The organism is Bartonella sp. AA56HLJMS (assembly GCF_042197145.1).
GTDB lineage: Bacteria > Pseudomonadota > Alphaproteobacteria > Rhizobiales > Rhizobiaceae > Bartonella.
In genome coordinates, this window is sequence record NZ_JBHIRL010000016.1 from 17,159 (window position 1) to 34,008 (window position 16,850).

Sequence of the window (16,850 nt, forward strand, 5' to 3'; positions counted from 1 at the left end):
GACAACCTCAGACAACCTCAGACAACCTCAGACAACCTCAGACAACCTCAGACAACCTCAGACAACCTCAGACAACCTCAGACAACCATATGAAAAGCTTTTGAAAAAAAATTCCTCATCGAAAATTTTTACAAGGTATTTTTTTAGATTATACTCTGTTTTCCACCTAAAATGATGATTTTACCACCTAAAACCAAAGAGAAATGCATGTCACCTTGCATGCTGTATCAACCTTTCCCAAAAGGACAAAGCCCACACCGGTCTTTAAATAATGGCAATCAATAAACAATGGTTTGTAAACAATCTGGCTTCTTATCTAACAGATTTGACTTGGCTTCCCCCTTCAAACGCATCCTTGTAATGTATCCCCTGTCCAGAGTTACTCTACAAAAAAATGCTGCGTTAGGAATACGCACAGACGAAAAACACCCCATGCATAAAATTTTAACCGCATCTCAAACAATGGTATTTTACAACACAACGGGATAAACTATTGTCTTATAGATTTTCTCGTATCACTCTCATCCCGTTTCAAGAAGTTGCCTGATAAGCACAAAATGCCATCTCAGAGGGTTCAATGCCTCACCATGTACTACAACGCATCGCCAACCTGCTGCTCTTGCCAACAGTGCACCCATTTTGAAAACAAAGAGGGGCTTTTTTCCTACACGCTTTGCCAAAAAAGGGAGCGCTCCATTTTGCTTTTTCTCGCTTTAAATAAACATATCCGTTAACCTCTTTCCACCACCCTCAAAGGACAAAGGTTTTAGCCCCACATCGGTTTGTAAACAATCCAACTCCTCTGAAGGGGCTCCATATCTGCTCATTATTTATATGATTCACTTGCATAATACTTAACCAAGAAAATCCTCACCATAACATTTGCTAATGTATTAAATACTTTAAGCTATCTTACTGATATCACCACCTTCAATAATAGTGTTTTAATGACGGTATTTTACGCTATAATAGGATAAAATTATCTAGGGGCTTTTTGTCATCGCACAGCAGCGCTTTAACCCCAGCACTTGAAATAATGGATCACGATATCACAAAAGAGAGGCATTTGAGCTAAAATATTGATTCATCAGCAAAAAACGCCATGAATAAAGAAAGTTTTTTTGTTCTCCCCCTACCTTCAATAATCACCGTCTTGATCCTCTAAAGAACAATAGGCAAACTTACCTTTAGACATCCAACAAAGGCAGCACAAAAAATAAAGAGAGTTGAGTTTTTTCTAAAGCGCCTCAAAACTTTCTACACAATATATTCAATAAGACTTTTTTTCATAACAAACATTTTAGCATTTTTATCTTTCTCTCCTACAGCTTTCATTCTCAGGCTTTGACAGCATAAACCACCGCCATATTGACGGGGCGTGTTTCATCACCCCCTGTTTTTTGCAACAAGACCTTATGTTCATGCTCTCCCGCAGCCTTCGTTAACCGATCTTTATTGTAGACTTGAGCCAGATGTCTATAATATTCACCGTGATTCATATCCCAAACTACCTCTTCAATCATTGGATAACTATGCTGGTGGTTACCTGCTGAATCTGTTTTTCCCTCATGGGTATGGGATTGAAAAGACTCTTCTTGTCGGCTTCCCAAGCGACGTCCTTTATCAATTTCTTTTCCACTATCGAGCCCCCGTAAAAACATTCCACGCAAATCGGGAACATTGAATGTTGTTCTCCCGTCTCCTTTTCCCCATGTTTCTCCCAGAACAGCAAAGAGATTAGCATAGTTCCTTCGCGAATATTCTTTACCATTACACAGTAACCATCCAGAGGGTATTTTTTCTGTAGCAAAAGTCCCGATAAATCCAGAAGAAAAAGTTTCAGGCAAAGGAGGAAAGGGCGGAATTTCAGGAAGTTTTATAGTAGGATTGGTTAAAAACCAGCCATCAGCATTTTTTCCGGCAATATCACGCGTATAGACGATCTCATAAAGCCCCCCTTTTTGAATTTCCCCGCCCTTTAAAGGCACAATACCCTCTGGCGTTGCCATATAAGTTGGTCTTGGCGGCAATTGATTTAAAGAAATATTTGTTATTCCTCTGTTGACGCCTTGTGCTTTAAAGCGCACAACAATGCCATCCATATAAGTCTCAAAAAAAGACTTTGTTGCCAAACGAAGTGACGTTCTCTCATTTTTCACATCGACAGTAAACTGTGTTTCAATCCCGCCCCCATTATCCAACAAATATTCTTTGATGCGTTGCATCATAGCGCGAGCACTATCATTGACTGTGCTTGGCGGTTGCCCTTCTGCCCAGTTTATATTCTCGTCGACATAAGCATTTTCTGATGCAACAATTGACCAATCATAAATCGAGCTCATAGAAGATACTCTTTTTTCAAAAAGGGAAAACGAGCAAAAAATGAAGAAAAGAAAGCCGCAATTTTATTTTTAGATGCCGGCATTTTCTCCATTTTCATTTTTTCCATTTTCAGGCCTATTTTGTCATAATCAACATGCAATAACTTTGTTTTCGCATTGACATAAACAGCTTCAGGGTTCACACGCAACACGTCTTGCGCCATAACGCCCTGATAACGTTGTGGATTTCCCTTATAATTAAAGGTATAAAGTGGATATCCCTTTTTCTGCCCCACAGGGATAATATTTTCTTTTGCTCTCACATCACAAAGCCCTAAAATTCCTCCGACCAATCCAAGCACTTGCTGCGCATCACGCAATGGATCTTTTGTCACAGAAGGCATTGTCGTGGATTTTCCTGAAGTCGTTCCGTAATTTCCAGCAGCCTGTGTTCCTACCTGTAACAAACTTTGCAATCGGTTCCAATCTTGATTATCTTTTTCTGACCATTTTTGGCGTTCAGCATCTAAGACATTTTGGCGGTTTATATCTTGAATCATGCCCCCTTTCAAAGCATTGCTTTGCACGTTACTCTGTCCTTGATAATAGCTATTTGCCGCATTAACTTGATCATTCTGAGAGCGATCAATCATCTGGTTTGCATTCATCATATTGTTAATATCTTGATTATATTGCTGTGCTGCAGCATTTGTTGCCAAGGCGCCTAACTCATCGGCCAGCACACCAGTATGAGCCCCAGAGCCATAACGTCCTGCTCCCGACATCGATTGATTAATTGCATCGGACGTTTTATTCAGAGCATTTTGCAATGCAGTATTAAATTTACTATTGCTTCCAATCCAGCTTCCCTTAGCCATACCGGAAAGATTTGTAGCGCTGTTGGTTGGTGCACTCAACCATTGCGTTACCGTTGGATTGTTATAGAGCCCTGCTGCTTGTTGTAAACCGGTCAGCGCATTTTTTGTCATATTGCTAAGACCAGCGACTCTGTCTCCCTGATAAACGTTTCCGCCAATTCCTTTATTATAAAGTCCAAGTGCATCAGCACTGGCTTGTTTAAGAATATCAGCCGCCCAAGCAGGTGGAGCATTTGTTTGTGTTGTTGTCTGCACTTGAGGTGTGGTTTTTCTACTCATGGGTTCAGAACCTTTCTATATTGAATAAGATTACGAGAATATCCGTGATGAGCGAGCTTTTTCGCCCATCCAGTTCTTCCAAACATGTGCATTTCTTCAGCATTAATTGTTCGCGCCCATTTTTCGACTTCATCAATCAACTTGACCAATTTCAGCCCTCCCTCTCCAGCAAGATCAGAGAGAACGACGCATTTTTTTCCCGTATGGGTTATTTCAACTTTGGTAATTGCAAAAGCACTAAATTGGATTTTATTTTTTAAGACCAGCCACAATTGTGCTTGTCCTGTAGCGATTTCTTCAGCAATTTTTTCCAGACAAACATCATCCGGAAAGCGCTGAACATATTTTTTCAATGCAGCATTGAGAGCCTCTTGATAGGGAGCTATTTTTTCCCATGGCCACTGCTCTGTCAGATGAGCAGAATATAAATCTTGACTCTCAAGCATCATAATTTTAGCTCTTTTAGCTTTGTCACTCATCTCCCCTCAAATAACATCCCCCTACGCATTTCACGCATTCCATGCCCCCCGCACAATAAAAGAAAAAAAGCCCCATCATCCCTTTGTCACAACAAAGAGGGAACTTTTTTCTTTATAAAAATAAACCATGGTGCAGCCTATTTTTCCTTTATCGCAGAAAAGCATGAAACATAACGCACCACCTTGTTCTTCATATTATAAAGACACAGCTTATCGCATTGTGCCTTTGTTTATAAAGGTTTGGGAAGCCTATGGGGCATTTGTTCTTTAATAATAGAGGCTTGAGCCTATCGCATGGTATTACAAAAGGGCATGCCTATCGCATGCCGGCCCGCGTCAATTCCACATCAAATCCAGTGACATGAGTCCAATTCACCCCTTCAGGAATACGCAATTTAAAGCGATAAAACCGTGCCCTTGCACGACAGTGAATTTGTCCAGTATTATAAGAGGGCTGTTTTTCTGGCAACCAAACAGTTTCCTCTTCAAGAGATTGTCGAAAGCGCATTCCCACAGACAAATAAAACTTTCCACTATTGACTTGAGGCATAATATTTTTCACCCGTGTTATCATGCCATTTGTCTGCCCCATTTCTTGTGATGTCACGACACAAGCCATAGGACCCCCAGAAAACGAACCCAGTCTCCCCTGTTGATCAAATGCCCCCAGAATAGGCGATTCATTTTTCCAAGCTTTACTATCGAGAGAAAAGGACAAATCGTCAATATTCTTAGTCACAAAATCAAGACCTTCTAGGGTTGTTCCTGCTAAGAAAATAGGCAATATCATTTTGATATCGACGAGAGCTTTTGTCCATTTTTGCAATCCCCAATCATAAATGAGCAAGATACGTTTATGAAGGTTCTCATCAGAATCAACCATCCAATAAACACGATTATACACCCCATCGATAGCAGCAGACAGAGTGTACAGATTATCCTTCCTTGATTTTGCGGTCATCGTTCGATCGACTTTTTCGAACCCAATGGGTATAATCTGTCCCTCATTTGTTATTTGATAAAACCCGCCCTCATCGGCAAAGAATGCTAAATCGCCTCTACAAACAATTGATTCAGCATTTTTTGCGCCTCGTTTATCGTGGATTTTTTGGAAACTAAAAATAATCTTAGAGCCAGGAATAAAAGAACCAGCATAGATTGCAGAACGCATAAAGATAATTGGATTTGTTGTCTCCGTTGCCCCTTGGACGAATCCGCCATCAGGAAAATCTTGATAATCACAACTTTTTTTTCCCACGGTCCAAAATTCAGCATCATTTAATCCAGACCAATGAACCCGTCTTGGATTTTCGGTTAATTTCATCAAACAAACGAAATCTCCCCAGATTCGAACAATCCCTGCCTGTGGTGGATTTCCTCCTAAATTTCTAAATGTTTTATCATGATTAATATCAATCACTTGTGGTTTATCATTGGCATTCACAGCAATGATAAAATCACCAAACAAAGCAAAAGACCACGGAGCATCAACATTAGCCAGATAAGGTTTTCCTTTTTGGCTAATATCTTTCCAGTTCATTGTTGTATTATCAAGTAAGTAGATTTTATCTCTTGTCCCGACAATAATAGAAACCCCATTTTTTGTTTTAACCGCAAGAGTGCCTAAGATTGGCTCCGGACAAGGCTCTGATAAAGGCTCAAAACTTGGCATAGGGATATAGGAGCCATCCGCCGGGAGCACATTAACAAGTTCATCGGTAAAAATTCCATTGATATCCGCCACATCGGGTCGATAATCAGCGATTGGGAAAAAAGCCATCAAGACCCCCATAAAATCTTTGAAGAGCCCAGTGCCATTCAAAACACCAAGGCTTATTGATAAAAAACCACAAAAGCCCTTAAAACTCTAAAGGCATAAAATTCAACAAAATAAACAACCTTAGGTTGTTTAACGCACCAAAAAAACGATACCATCAATAATGGCCACCCCAACGCCATCCACCAGCCCTTCACCATCAACACCCAACGCGTGTATCCAGCCATAAGTGACAAACCAGCCACCAGTGCCAAACCAACCTTCAACGCCAGCCATAAACGATTTGGAAAAAAGTCTTTTAAAAACGCATTGGGCGAATCTTTGAAGAACCTTTTCGGCGCGATGTTTCAATGCGCAAAGCTTGAAGCTGTTCTTGAAAATCTCTGAAAGAAACGGCGGCATATTCAGGATCTTTAAGGATATTTTTATAAAGTTCATATTTTGCTCGTGCTTTAATAAGATCAAAAGCATAAATCAACCAAGGGTTATCATCCTCTTTCAGCTGTTCATCGGCAAAATGAACAGGAGCATAAGAAAGCTGTACAGTTTCCAGATGTTCTGGTGTTGGAAAGAGTCCTATTTTTTGATCAAGGTAGGTATAAAAGAATGGCGTTCCTAGCGCAGGATGCATACCATATTGTTGATGCAACACTTCCAAGGGCTTAAAGAACAACTTTGTTGGTGTTGCACTCTTTGTTACTAAAAAGACGCCCTCCAAACTCTTTTCTGCTTCAATAAAAACCCCTTCTTCTTGCCCATACCATGTTTTACCACTTTGTGTTTTAAACGTCCTTTCTCTTTTTTCATTAAAGAAAAAGGGTTCGCGTTCACACAAACGCAAAGCCGTAAAAATTGAATCTTGAATTTGCAGGGAATATTCCGCTGTTGTATCGTCAATTTCATCTTGAATAAGCGCGACCATATAAGCAAAAGTTTTAGAATGGTCTGAATGTGTAAGGTTTAGATTTTGGGGATCAGTGGATAAAGTGGTCATAAGCCTGTCCTTGTTTCTGGAAGCATTTTAAATTTTTCCCCCAACAGATCCCTCTTGTTGGGGGAAGAGAGCAAGCGTTCGCTTTAAGCGGGTGCTCCATAAGTTGGAATGACAATAGTGCCAAAATCCTGAGCCCCTTGCGTACTTCCTGGCAAGGTAAAGCAAGTTTTTTTCATCCCAATAATGGTTTTTGCCGCAACCCCGAATTCTCTTTCATAGTCGAAGAGTTCCTCCACCAATTTATAGCGTGTCGCCCCTCGATCTTTACCAAAAGCAATCACAGCACTCTGCGCACCAAGCAGAACAGCCCGCCGCACATTTGGTACAGCTTTGTTAGCGGTTCCAGCTTCGACCCCTTCGGTAATATGTTCAGCTTCGCGCAAAACCACACCATTATACATGCCCAAAGACCCATCATAGAGCGGATTTTTGATACGACTTCCACTATAGATTGCCTTAGTAATGTCGAGCCATTGCCCCGCATCAGTATTGGTTCGCAATTGTGTCACTTGGGTTGGATGTAGATAAAGCACATAGACATTTTCGCCATCGATCCGCACAGGTCTAATTTTAGGATTTGCCAATTTAGCCCGTTCAACTGCTTTATCAATCAAGCTGAGATCAAAAACATCGTCTTCTTTTAAGTCCTCATCTTTTGCTTTATCATTAGGACGTACCACACGTTTATTGGTTGGTGCCGTTGGCGCATTAAACCCATAATGAACTGGTTTAAGGGTAATCGTGCGTCCTTCAAAGTTAATTGTTTTTGCGGTATACCCGCAAACTTGAATGAAGAACATCATACTCAGACGATCTGCATACCAATCAACCAAACCATTTTTTGCCTCGGTGCGCAAATCATGGAGAATTCGTTGTTGATCAATCGTTCCCTCATTTTTGACACGCACAGCATGAACGAGTTCATTAATTGCCAAGCGATCATTGAGAAACTGTAAAGCTTCTTCATTGCCTTCCAATGTCTGCCCTTCGCTTACCCCATCGCCTAGCAACTGCACACGCAAATTAAAGCTAATAGCATCCCCACTTGCTTTCGTAGTTTCATCTTTTAATTGTACGATACTGTTTGAATCATTTCCAATCAACGGCGCAATTGGAAGTGCTTTTGAGACTTCTTGGTTTAGTAATTTAGACCATGTGCGCACTGCCATTGGGTCATTAAGTCCGATATAAGTTACGGTCATTTTATCCTCTAAAAGTTTTCTTGACATAAAAAAACCCGGCAAAGCGCCGGGCGCTCAAAACACCACATTTCATTTCAGATGGTGAATAGGTTGTTCGTGAGTTTTATCTAATTTCTGTTAGCGTCTGCCTCCTCCTTATAAGAGCTCTCCTCACCACATCCGTGCTTTGAGAAATCCCCCCGCATTCTCCTGCGCCAAAAGCCTCTTAACATTCCCGCAAAAAACACTCCCCCGCATTCTCCTGCGCTAAAAGCCTCTTAACGTTCCCGCAAAAAACACCTGCCACATTCTTGTTTTTAAAATTCTCTTCCCCCCATTAAACGATTAAAAGCGGCTTTATTTTTAGGATCAGCAACCCAAGCGCTAAACTCTGCTTCTGACATTTTATCAAGCATATCCAAAGAAATCGGCCCATTTGGCGTTAAACCGTTATAAGCAGCAAGAGTACGTGCAGAATTGTGTCTTTCCTGTAAATTTTCACCCATGTTATTGGGAACATTTGTGTAGCCAATTTTTTGTGCAATAGAGTAAATCACTTCAGCGGGGTTTTGATTTTTTTGCGCACAATCGCGCAAGATCTGCTTCAACTCATCACCAATCAACGCATCAATATTTTTGGGGTCTGCCATCTCAGGATAGAGCGAAGCACAAGCTGCCAACTGTTTAGCCCGCGTTTCATAAATAAAATCAGCTGCTTGATCAAAATCATGATGCTTTTGTTTAACACTGGCAACAGACTGCTGAAAAAATGCATGCAACTGTTCTGCTTCGCGAGCAAGAGAAGGCTGTTGTTTTTCATGTACAAGCCCTTGTTTTTGGAGTGTTTTTCCCAACCATTGCATATAGCCCATAAAGTCTTTTTGCGGATCTGGTGGAACATCTTCTCCCCCTTGAACCTCTTTTCCAGCCTTTTGCGAAGAGTACTGTTGTTGATGCACTTGCCCTTGGAAATTATCTTCAAGAGTTTTTTCTTCTCTTGCAATTTCACCATCTTCTCCCTCTTGTGTTGAGACCAGAAAATCTTGTTTCAATTGGTTTTGTTCTGCCGGCGTTAAGTGTTCTTGATCCATGACATTAGCCTTCTCTTTTTTTTAACAATAAAATCAAATTTTTCAGATAAAACAGCCCATAAGCACTTATCCCCTCAATGTTCTCCCATCATTTGAGCACCAGTATTCCCCCCAATGCTCTCCACCCCACATGACAGCAAAACTCCCCTCTCCACCCTACTTTTCCCAACAGTCCTGCCCTACAAAACAGGTCTTTTAAGAAAAGGGAGCCCATGCACTACGAAAATCGATAAGCCCATTCTGCGCCCACCATTCCCCACCATGTTCACCCCACATAACGGCAAGACTCCCTCTCCACCCTACTTTTCCCAACAATCCAGCCCTATAAAACAGTTCTTTTGGGAAAAGGAAGCCCATGCACTATGGAAATCGATAAGCTCATTCTGCGCCCACCATGCCCCACCAAGTTCACCCCACATAACGGCAAGACTCCCTCGTTCTCCTGTTTTCCCCCAACAGGGATAGTCTCATAAAACAGCTCTTCGAAGATAAAGGAAGACGACATTACGCTATGGAAATTGTATCGATAAGCAATTTCTGGTAGATGGAATTTATCAGAAGTCGCGCATGACAAAGCACCCTATTGTTGAGCCTTTACTGTCTGCAACATCTGCATTATCTGCTCTGCTCCCACATTATCCCCCATCTGCGCTGAGGCATTTTGCTCTTCTTGAAAAGAGTTTTGCGCCTTTATAGCGATTTTATGAATAAGTGAAGCCGGTAAAGGCGAATAGCGTAAAAGATCGAGCATAATCTCAGGCGTTGTAAAATTTTGCATCAAAGGAAGCAATTGCATGATCAGTGCAAAAGTACGCTCTTTTTCATTAAGACTTGTTGGCGCATCATCCACGACAATATCATATTCCAAGCTTGTCACCATTTCGCGTGTCAGCGGCACATACTGGGCATTTTCATCACCAGCAATACGCACCAACCGCCCATCGGAGAGATAATTTTGAATAAGATAGAGAATAATTTTTCCCTGTCGTTGCCGATATCGACGCAACCCATCAAAAAAGGAAGCCAAAAGATTAAGTGACGATTGTCGCCGTTGTTGTTCAAGAATGCCAGGCTGATTGACAGCTCGCGTCCCAATAAATTCAGAAGACAACCCCGTCACCTGTTCGAGAGCACTCTTTGCTTCATTAAACAATTGAAAAAAACCTTGCGGAAATTGCGCCACGGGTTTAGGTTGGATTCTTCCGCCAGACACAGCCCCACTTTTCAACCAAGTAATGCTATCGGCTCTAGCCCAACTCTCGACGGCTTGTCGATCATCATCAAAAGCATCGCGTTCTGCCATAATGCCGCCTTTTGATTGGCTATTGAGCAAGTGCATTACTTGACTAAAATATTTGTTTGCCCACCGTTGCGGATCTTTTGTAGGGCGCACAATTCCGTAAAATTGCCGACTTAACTTATCAAAAGTACCGGTAATACACTCCCATCCCAATTGATTGGGTGGAACCAAGGGCTTATCAGGCGCTTCAAGCAGCTTTCTACCTAAAAATGCCCGTTTGACAATTTTTCTGTTCAACCTTGTTGCTTGAACATGCGGAAAGGTTTTGCTTAAATTTTGGAAATCCTGCTCTGAATAATCGACAAACCTTCCACTTTGAGGCTCAAGGACTTTATAAACCACCTCGCGTTCAAACCAGCGACATTCTACCAATGTCACCATTTTAGGACGTTGATAGCCGCTCCCCTCTTCTCCTTGATACCCCCTCTCGGACTGATAACTTTGTGTCATCCCATCGCTGGTTGAATGTAAAAAACTCTGATGTTTAACCCAATCAGCATTAAGGTCACTCCAATGAACATTGGGAAACATTTCCTGCGCCACAGCAAGGGGTTTTTCATCAATATACCATAAGCGTTGTGCATCAATAAGATTAGACTTGACAGCACTTGCATCCCACACCATTTTCATCGGGTCTAAACGTGCAATGATTGGTTTTCCTTGGGGATCTTGTTCATAATCAAGGCGTGTATCTGTCCAGCCCATACCGCAAATAATTGCATCTTGAAAAGCATCGGAATCTTCGTATTCCCCGTCGGCTTCATCGCGAAACCATTCGGCTGCTCCTGTCAAAATCTGGTTTGCAAAGGCAGCCCCTTCTTGTCGTGGAATAAATTGCACTTGCCTTTTATTATTGCGCTCAGCCCCAATCACGGCATTAATTAAAGGCGCAATACGGTTAAAAGTCATCACCGGTCTGTTTTGTTCGTGCAAGACAGCCAAGTCTTGCTCATTCCATTGCCGTCCATTATAAAAATCGTAATCTTCCTGGGCATTTTTTCGCCATTTTTCGACATGATCAATATCATCCTGATACCAACCCACGAGTTTTTTAAAGAGAGCTTGATTTTCAAGCGTTTCGATTTGATTAAAAGAAGAATCTGTAGAACTATTCATTAAAAAGCCATCCATGAAGTTTGAGAATGGTGAAACGAGCGATAAGGTTTTTTTCGCGCTTTAGCATTTGGTTGTTCATAAGCCACACACATCAGTCCAAAGGCATCGGCCCCATGGCTAGCCCAATCATGTTCAGCCCCTAGTCCGATATTGCGCTGTTCGTCGCGCTTTTCATGATACCAAGCAAGCGCTTTTCTCCCCGCACATGTCGTTTCACGATTAAACCATAGTGCAGGAAACAACCGCCGTACGGCTTCGATACGCATTTTCACAGCGCCTGTTCCTTGGTTAGGAATTATTTTGGTTTGAAAACCGGCTTGTTGAAGGGCACTTTCAAAACTCACATTATAGACACGATCTTTTGTTGCACCATCATGAGGCAAGACCATAAGAGCCTTTTCATATCCCCTTTGAAAGACCCAGCCCACATGCTCTGAGAGAGGTTGTCCTTGGGCTTCATAATAATCGAGCACTCGGATTTCACGTCCAACAAATTGCGCCACCCACAATGCGGTAGCATCAGCCTTTGCTCCTGTTCCCCCGATATCCCAAAAGATTCTCACCTGCATCAAAGGATCCCGTGGAACAGTGGTAATCCGCCCTTCCATTTCGGCTTCGAGCAGACATTTCTGATAATAAGCCCCTTGGACAGCTTGGAGATATTCGCCTTCCCAAATATGGTTATACTGCTCTGGTCTTTGCTGCAAATCGTCCATTCGATCACGATTGAGTTTTTCAGGAAATTGCGGATTATCACGCCAATTGATTTCCACCCCTTTGATATGAGGATTATCGACATTTCGGAAACGTTTTTCCACGGCTGCATTTTCATGGCATGGGTTCCATGTGACCCATAATTCTGCATTCCAATCTTTTCCTTCTTCGCGCAAAGTTGGAATAAGTGTTTGCCAAGCAGTTTCTGTCACGGGCTCGGCTTCATCGACCCAACAAAGGAAAACGCGTCCCATTGATTTAATACTTGCGATATTGCGATCAAGCCCAGCAAACACATAGACAATCCGTCCATCTTTTGACTTAATATATTTATCGCCGATTTCATAATAATCTTGTAAAAAAGGATAAGCTTCGATAGCGCGTTTAATTTCTTCCAAAGAACTTTCATTAAGAGAATTTTGAAATTGCCGTGCACAAAGAATAATCCCGCGTTCTCCAGCCATTCCATGGCGATATCCCACCACAGCCGACATCAACGCAAAAGAACGTGTTTTTCCAGAGCCCCGTCCTCCCCAAGCGGCTCGCACATCGGCATTTCCAGTAAAGACAGGAATAAGCTTTGGAATAAGAGCCACTTGAGCCGTTTTCTGCTCAATTTTTTGAGAAGTTTTCTGAACAGTTGTCATTATAAATTTTCATACTTTAGCAATAATTGCGCTGCACCCTTTTGCTTATCCCAAGTTTAATGATCCCAGAGCAATTGAACGAAAAGAGCAATTGAACGAAAAACGCCCTTCTCAAAAGCAGCGCTTTATCTTTTCTTCATCGCACATATTCAATAAATTTCACTTTTTTGCATGAGATCCCCTTGACCCCACCTATGCGCCCCAAGCCCCCAAGGCACAAAAGCCCCACCCCCTCAAACACCGCGCCTGTCATCCCCCAACCACAAGCAAGGTATCCCCCCAACCAAATCATAGCCTCAGCACATAGCTCTCAGGCATATCCAAAGCCCAACATCCTCCAATATCATGCCTCTCAAGCATCACCAATCCTCACACTTTATCCCCCAAGATACCCCCACCAAAACACATGCATCAGGCAAGCATAACACTTCTCTCAAGTTTCATGCCCCTCCCCCATCAAAACACTGTTCCATATCCACCACACAAATACCCTGCACCAAATTCCCTCCAGCACACGGGGGCCCTTACGGCATCATTCACCAAAGCCCCTTCCCAATATCACGAGCGCCTACAAGCACGATAGCCTCCGCTTCAATCCCCTCAAGATAGGCAATCACCAAAGCAGCCCCCTTGCAAGACATCACCCCACATCACCCACCTCAGCCTAACATTTTTCAATATCACAAGCCTCAGTTATCGAGGTATCATGCTTCTCCGGTTCACTATTTTTTGCATTCACTGGTACAATCTCAATACGCGAAACTGTTTTTGATATCTCCACACCTTCAATAACGAGAAAAAACCAAATCTTCACCAGATGCCCAAAACAGCAAATATCATCAAGCACTCCCCAACATCTTTCAGGTATCGCGCCCCTCACGCATCGCCATAAAAGCATCTTGCCGGCCCCTCTTCAAACAGACCACCCCAGACGCCATGTACTCCCAAAAAACACCATATGCACCGAAGTCTCCTCCAGTCCACGTCCTCATGCTTCCCCCACCAAGGCTTAACAACGTCACAGCTCACACGCCTAAAACACACGCCCCTCACCGCAATTTCAATCATAAGCTTTCAGACAAACATCTAGCATCCCCGTTCAAAGACAATATCCCTTAAACATCATGTGCCCAACCCAACATTTTCTCGTAGCTTCAAGCCTCAGTTGCCGAGGGATCATGCTTCTCCGGTTCGCTATTTTTTGCATTCACTGGCACAATCTCAATCCGCGAAACTGTTTTTGATATCTCCACACCTTCAATAACGAGAAAAGACCAAACCTTCACAAAAATCCAAAACAGTAGATAACAACCACACCCCCTAAGCATTGTACCTCTCGGGTATCACCTCTTCAGCACACGCCCCTCTGTCATCGCCCATAAAAGCCGGCATCTCGACATAGGAAGCCCCAATATCTCCCACCGAAATATTCTGCTCTCCAGTAAATGCCCAAACATCACAGCTCCTTCTTCAAACCTTAGTTATCGAAGTATCACACTTCTCCGGTTCGCTATTTTTTGCATTCACTGGTACAATCTCAATACGCGAAACTGTTTTAACCTGCCCTTCTCCAGCCCCCTGAAGAGGCAACACTTTTGCCAACAGCGAAAAAAAAGGAACAGGATTATTCAACGCATGATACTGAAGATAAGACACCAGCCCATCTTCACCATAGTGATATCCAGCCTGCTCCGCCGCTGTCAAAAGAGCTTCATTAAATCGCTTTGTTGTTTTATTTAAAGCCCCTTTTTTCCGCCCTCTTCGACGTAAGGGAAGACAATGTTCATCTACCATCATCATGTTCCTTCCAACTAAAGAGAAACCAAAACCTCAAACACAAAAAATGACATAAAAATCAGCAACAAAATTTGCCAAGCATTCAACAATTAAAAAAAATGGGACACACCCAAAAAGATAAGAGCCCACATAAAGCCCAAATCCTCCGCATAATTTTACAGATTCACATTTTTACGCTTTTACATCATTACAGAAAAAAGCCAAATGAAACTCAAAAACCGCCATCCCCACGCCCCTCTGTAAACACGGGTCTGTCAACAAGCTGATTTCTCGTCTATCAGATTCCCCTGCTGATTATTTCATATAGCTATCCCACACTTCAAAGAATGGTGTTTAATCAAACACGCCAGATAAGCTCTGATCTACAATTCGACTTCAAAAAGCAAATTTTCCTCTGCTGAATAAAGCTTCCACCCCGCACCGGTTTTAAACTATCATCCAACCTCTTCCCCAGTAAATTCCCCTACTAACATCAGATTACCACCCCCCCAAACATCCCTATTTTACAATATAACAGACTAGAAAATCTTTTAATTGTTCTTGCCAATCCCTTGAAATTACTTTATCACTCAAAGGATATTTTGATCGTCCACGCAACGATCAATAAGGGATAGTAAAGCCCTAAGCTCTAGCGTAAGAATGAACCCACTTTGTGGGTGTCCCGGGATTCCGGGAGTTTTTGCTATGTCCAGGTGTGATAAGCACTAAAAGCAAAAATGCTGACTAGAGCTCAGTACTTTACTACTCCCGGAATACCAATGCGAGGGCGCTCGCAACCGGAGGGGAGCTTGAAGTGCAAACTAAAAATTCACATTTCAATGATATTTCAATAGGTAAAAGAATCCGCCATAGACGACTTTCAATGGGACTTTCTCAAAAGGAATTAGGAAGCTATTTAGGTGTCAGTTTTCAACAAATCCAGAAATACGAAAAAGGATCTAATCGTGTAAGCGCGGGGTGTTTGCTCGAAATTGCTAAAAAACTAGAGGTTCCTATGAACTTTTTTTATGCGGACCTTTTAACAGCAGATATTCCCACAAAAGAACATGCCTTACACCACGATCAAGACACATACAGCGAAAAAGAATACGCCCTTTTGAAAAACTTTAGAGAGCTCCAGCCGAAAAAACAAAAAGCAATTTTGTGGTTAATTTCTGATTAGACAAAAGCACACCCATCAACATCCCTCGCCAATATATCCAACACCCTTAAAATATAAGCTTCAGATCACGACACCTTAAAGAAGACAATTTTATCAGACACGACAGATAAGCGCTGCCCTAAAATATTCCCTCACACACTTTTCTCCAGTCAACGCGTTTTATACCCCTCTTCATCCCAGCTTTCCCCGCTCCATTCACAAATGCGTCCCCTAGTTCTCCGACCACATTCCATGTCAAGACAAAAACTTACAACGCATAAATCCTTCACTTCACTTTTACAGATTCACGTTTTTACGCTTTTCCATCTTTACAAAAGGCAGCAAATGAAACTGTTCCCCCAGCGTCTTTCACTGCTCTGTCAAGAATCCAACATCTTGTAGCAGTTTCCTCCTACCAACCACTCAGACAGATCAGCACACCATACCCCTCAAACAACGGATTCAACAAGCAAGCCTTTTCTGAATATTCTTACACCCATCCCTCTCCAACACAAAGAGCGAAAGCTCCCACAAATACCGATCAATTCCGCTTCGAAGCAAAGACCCCACCCAAAAGACAAAGCTTCCCACACACACACCAAAAAGCTTCTCCCACAGTGCCAATTTTCACATTCTGCATCCTAGCTTTCCAATTCATTTGCAGACTCGTTCCCCAGTCCTTTCCCCCCATTCCATGCCAAGACAAAAGCATACAACGCATAAATTCTTCACTTCACTTTTACAGATTCACGTTTTTACGCTTTTCCATCTTTACAGAAAGCAGCCAAACGAAATTTCCAAACTAACCCACCACTCGATAAACAAGAGTTTGTAAACAATTCAACTTTTATCGCGTACATTGCATTTGGGCAACCACCTCTCACCACCCCTCAAAGAATGCTGTTTCACCAGACACGGACAGATAATCCCTACCCTCCAATATCCAGACATTCTCACAAAAAGCACCGTATAAATTGATATGCTTGAAGGTCCCTCGACGGCATATCCTTGCCTCTAATGCCTCCATCTCACCCTACCTCAAATGACAATATTTTACAGCATAAGGCATAAGGCATAAGGCATAAGGCATAAGGCATAAGGCATAAGGCATAAGGCATAAGGCATAAGGCATAAG

General features: G+C 42.3%; 16 protein-coding genes. 1 reads left to right on the forward strand and 15 read right to left on the reverse strand.

All coding sequences use genetic code 11. The features are described from left to right. Positions 1-1,337: 1,337 nt before the first annotated feature. The 14 genes from ACFINI_RS07930 to ACFINI_RS07995 form a co-directional block, all read right to left on the reverse strand. Complete coding sequence (locus ACFINI_RS07930) at positions 1,338-2,342, reverse strand: phage tail protein (protein WP_375647457.1); 1,005 nt, start codon at positions 2,340-2,342, stop codon at positions 1,338-1,340. Next, on the reverse strand, positions 2,339-3,478 hold the full coding sequence (locus tag ACFINI_RS07935; protein WP_375613652.1) for a tail fiber domain-containing protein: 1,140 nt from the start codon (positions 3,476-3,478) through the stop codon (positions 2,339-2,341). Before ACFINI_RS07935 ends, ACFINI_RS07930 begins: the two co-directional genes overlap by 4 nt. Then, positions 3,475-3,957, reverse strand: coding sequence for a hypothetical protein (locus ACFINI_RS07940; protein WP_375647461.1), 483 nt, complete (start codon positions 3,955-3,957; stop codon positions 3,475-3,477). Before ACFINI_RS07940 ends, ACFINI_RS07935 begins: the two co-directional genes overlap by 4 nt. 316 nt (positions 3,958-4,273) lie before the next feature. Further along, positions 4,274-5,737 carry a hypothetical protein gene (locus ACFINI_RS07945; RefSeq protein WP_375647466.1) on the reverse strand — a complete coding sequence of 488 codons (1,464 nt, stop codon included), beginning with the start codon at positions 5,735-5,737 and terminating at the stop codon, positions 4,274-4,276. Between the two features lie 129 nt (positions 5,738-5,866). Continuing rightward, positions 5,867-6,010 carry a hypothetical protein gene (locus ACFINI_RS07950; protein WP_375647471.1) on the reverse strand — a complete coding sequence of 48 codons (144 nt, stop codon included), beginning with the start codon at positions 6,008-6,010 and terminating at the stop codon, positions 5,867-5,869. A 22-nt stretch (positions 6,011-6,032) separates the two neighbouring features. After that, positions 6,033-6,728, reverse strand: a complete 696-nt coding sequence (locus tag ACFINI_RS07955; RefSeq protein WP_375647476.1) for a hypothetical protein — start codon at positions 6,726-6,728, stop codon at positions 6,033-6,035. 83 nt (positions 6,729-6,811) lie between these two features. Beyond that, a complete protein-coding gene (locus tag ACFINI_RS07960; protein ID WP_273791303.1) occupies positions 6,812-7,930 on the reverse strand; it encodes a N4-gp56 family major capsid protein in 1,119 nt (372 codons plus the stop codon). A gap of 296 nt (positions 7,931-8,226) precedes the next feature. Next, entirely contained in the window at positions 8,227-9,000 is a 774-nt protein-coding gene (locus tag ACFINI_RS07965) for a hypothetical protein (RefSeq protein WP_375647481.1), read from the reverse strand. Between the two features lie 580 nt (positions 9,001-9,580). Then, positions 9,581-11,431 carry a portal protein gene (locus tag ACFINI_RS07970; RefSeq protein ID WP_375647485.1) on the reverse strand — a complete coding sequence of 617 codons (1,851 nt, stop codon included), beginning with the start codon at positions 11,429-11,431 and terminating at the stop codon, positions 9,581-9,583. Further along, positions 11,416-12,777, reverse strand: coding sequence for a PBSX family phage terminase large subunit (locus tag ACFINI_RS07975; RefSeq protein WP_375647489.1), 1,362 nt, complete (start codon positions 12,775-12,777; stop codon positions 11,416-11,418). The genes ACFINI_RS07970 and ACFINI_RS07975 overlap by 16 nt, the downstream gene beginning before the upstream one ends. Before the next feature lie 664 nt (positions 12,778-13,441). Beyond that, positions 13,442-13,657 carry a hypothetical protein gene (locus tag ACFINI_RS07980; protein ID WP_375641003.1) on the reverse strand — a complete coding sequence of 72 codons (216 nt, stop codon included), beginning with the start codon at positions 13,655-13,657 and terminating at the stop codon, positions 13,442-13,444. Further along, the gene (locus tag ACFINI_RS07985; protein ID WP_375647492.1) at positions 13,638-13,769 is read right to left on the reverse strand and encodes a hypothetical protein; all 132 of its coding nucleotides are present in this window, start codon (positions 13,767-13,769) and stop codon (positions 13,638-13,640) included. The genes ACFINI_RS07980 and ACFINI_RS07985 overlap by 20 nt, the downstream gene beginning before the upstream one ends. A 162-nt stretch (positions 13,770-13,931) precedes the next feature. Then, the gene (locus ACFINI_RS07990; RefSeq protein ID WP_375647497.1) at positions 13,932-14,063 is read right to left on the reverse strand and encodes a hypothetical protein; all 132 of its coding nucleotides are present in this window, start codon (positions 14,061-14,063) and stop codon (positions 13,932-13,934) included. Between the two features lie 184 nt (positions 14,064-14,247). Further along, positions 14,248-14,574 (reverse strand): hypothetical protein, encoded by a 327-nt coding sequence (locus tag ACFINI_RS07995; protein WP_375638511.1) that lies wholly within the window; start codon positions 14,572-14,574, stop codon positions 14,248-14,250. 793 nt (positions 14,575-15,367) lie between these two features. Here ACFINI_RS07995 and ACFINI_RS08000 point away from each other — a divergent pair. Then, positions 15,368-15,736 (forward strand): helix-turn-helix domain-containing protein, encoded by a 369-nt coding sequence (locus ACFINI_RS08000; RefSeq protein ID WP_375647502.1) that lies wholly within the window; start codon positions 15,368-15,370, stop codon positions 15,734-15,736. Between the two features lie 520 nt (positions 15,737-16,256). Here the strand turns inward: ACFINI_RS08000 and ACFINI_RS08005 are convergent. Continuing rightward, positions 16,257-16,436: a hypothetical protein gene (locus ACFINI_RS08005; RefSeq protein WP_375647506.1), complete on the reverse strand. Its 180-nt coding sequence runs from the start codon at positions 16,434-16,436 to the stop codon at positions 16,257-16,259. Positions 16,437-16,850: the final 414 nt, after the last annotated feature.

Coding starts and splice junctions, on each gene's coding strand:
- ACFINI_RS07935 (WP_375613652.1), bottom strand. CDS start 3,478: ATGAGTAGAAAAACCACACCTCAAGTGCAGACAACAACACAAACAAAT.
- ACFINI_RS07945 (WP_375647466.1), bottom strand. CDS start 5,737: ATGGCTTTTTTCCCAATCGCTGATTATCGACCCGATGTGGCGGATATC.
- ACFINI_RS07970 (WP_375647485.1), bottom strand. CDS start 11,431: ATGGATGGCTTTTTAATGAATAGTTCTACAGATTCTTCTTTTAATCAA.
- ACFINI_RS07960 (WP_273791303.1), bottom strand. CDS start 7,930: ATGACCGTAACTTATATCGGACTTAATGACCCAATGGCAGTGCGCACA.
- ACFINI_RS07955 (WP_375647476.1), bottom strand. CDS start 6,728: ATGACCACTTTATCCACTGATCCCCAAAATCTAAACCTTACACATTCA.
- ACFINI_RS07965 (WP_375647481.1), bottom strand. CDS start 9,000: ATGGATCAAGAACACTTAACGCCGGCAGAACAAAACCAATTGAAACAA.
- ACFINI_RS07995 (WP_375638511.1), bottom strand. CDS start 14,574: ATGATGGTAGATGAACATTGTCTTCCCTTACGTCGAAGAGGGCGGAAA.
- ACFINI_RS07975 (WP_375647489.1), bottom strand. CDS start 12,777: ATGACAACTGTTCAGAAAACTTCTCAAAAAATTGAGCAGAAAACGGCT.
- ACFINI_RS07950 (WP_375647471.1), bottom strand. CDS start 6,010: ATGGCTGGCGTTGAAGGTTGGTTTGGCACTGGTGGCTGGTTTGTCACT.
- ACFINI_RS07940 (WP_375647461.1), bottom strand. CDS start 3,957: ATGAGTGACAAAGCTAAAAGAGCTAAAATTATGATGCTTGAGAGTCAA.
- ACFINI_RS07985 (WP_375647492.1), bottom strand. CDS start 13,769: ATGAGGACGTGGACTGGAGGAGACTTCGGTGCATATGGTGTTTTTTGG.
- ACFINI_RS07930 (WP_375647457.1), bottom strand. CDS start 2,342: ATGAGCTCGATTTATGATTGGTCAATTGTTGCATCAGAAAATGCTTAT.
- ACFINI_RS08005 (WP_375647506.1), bottom strand. CDS start 16,436: ATGCGTTGTATGCTTTTGTCTTGGCATGGAATGGGGGGAAAGGACTGG.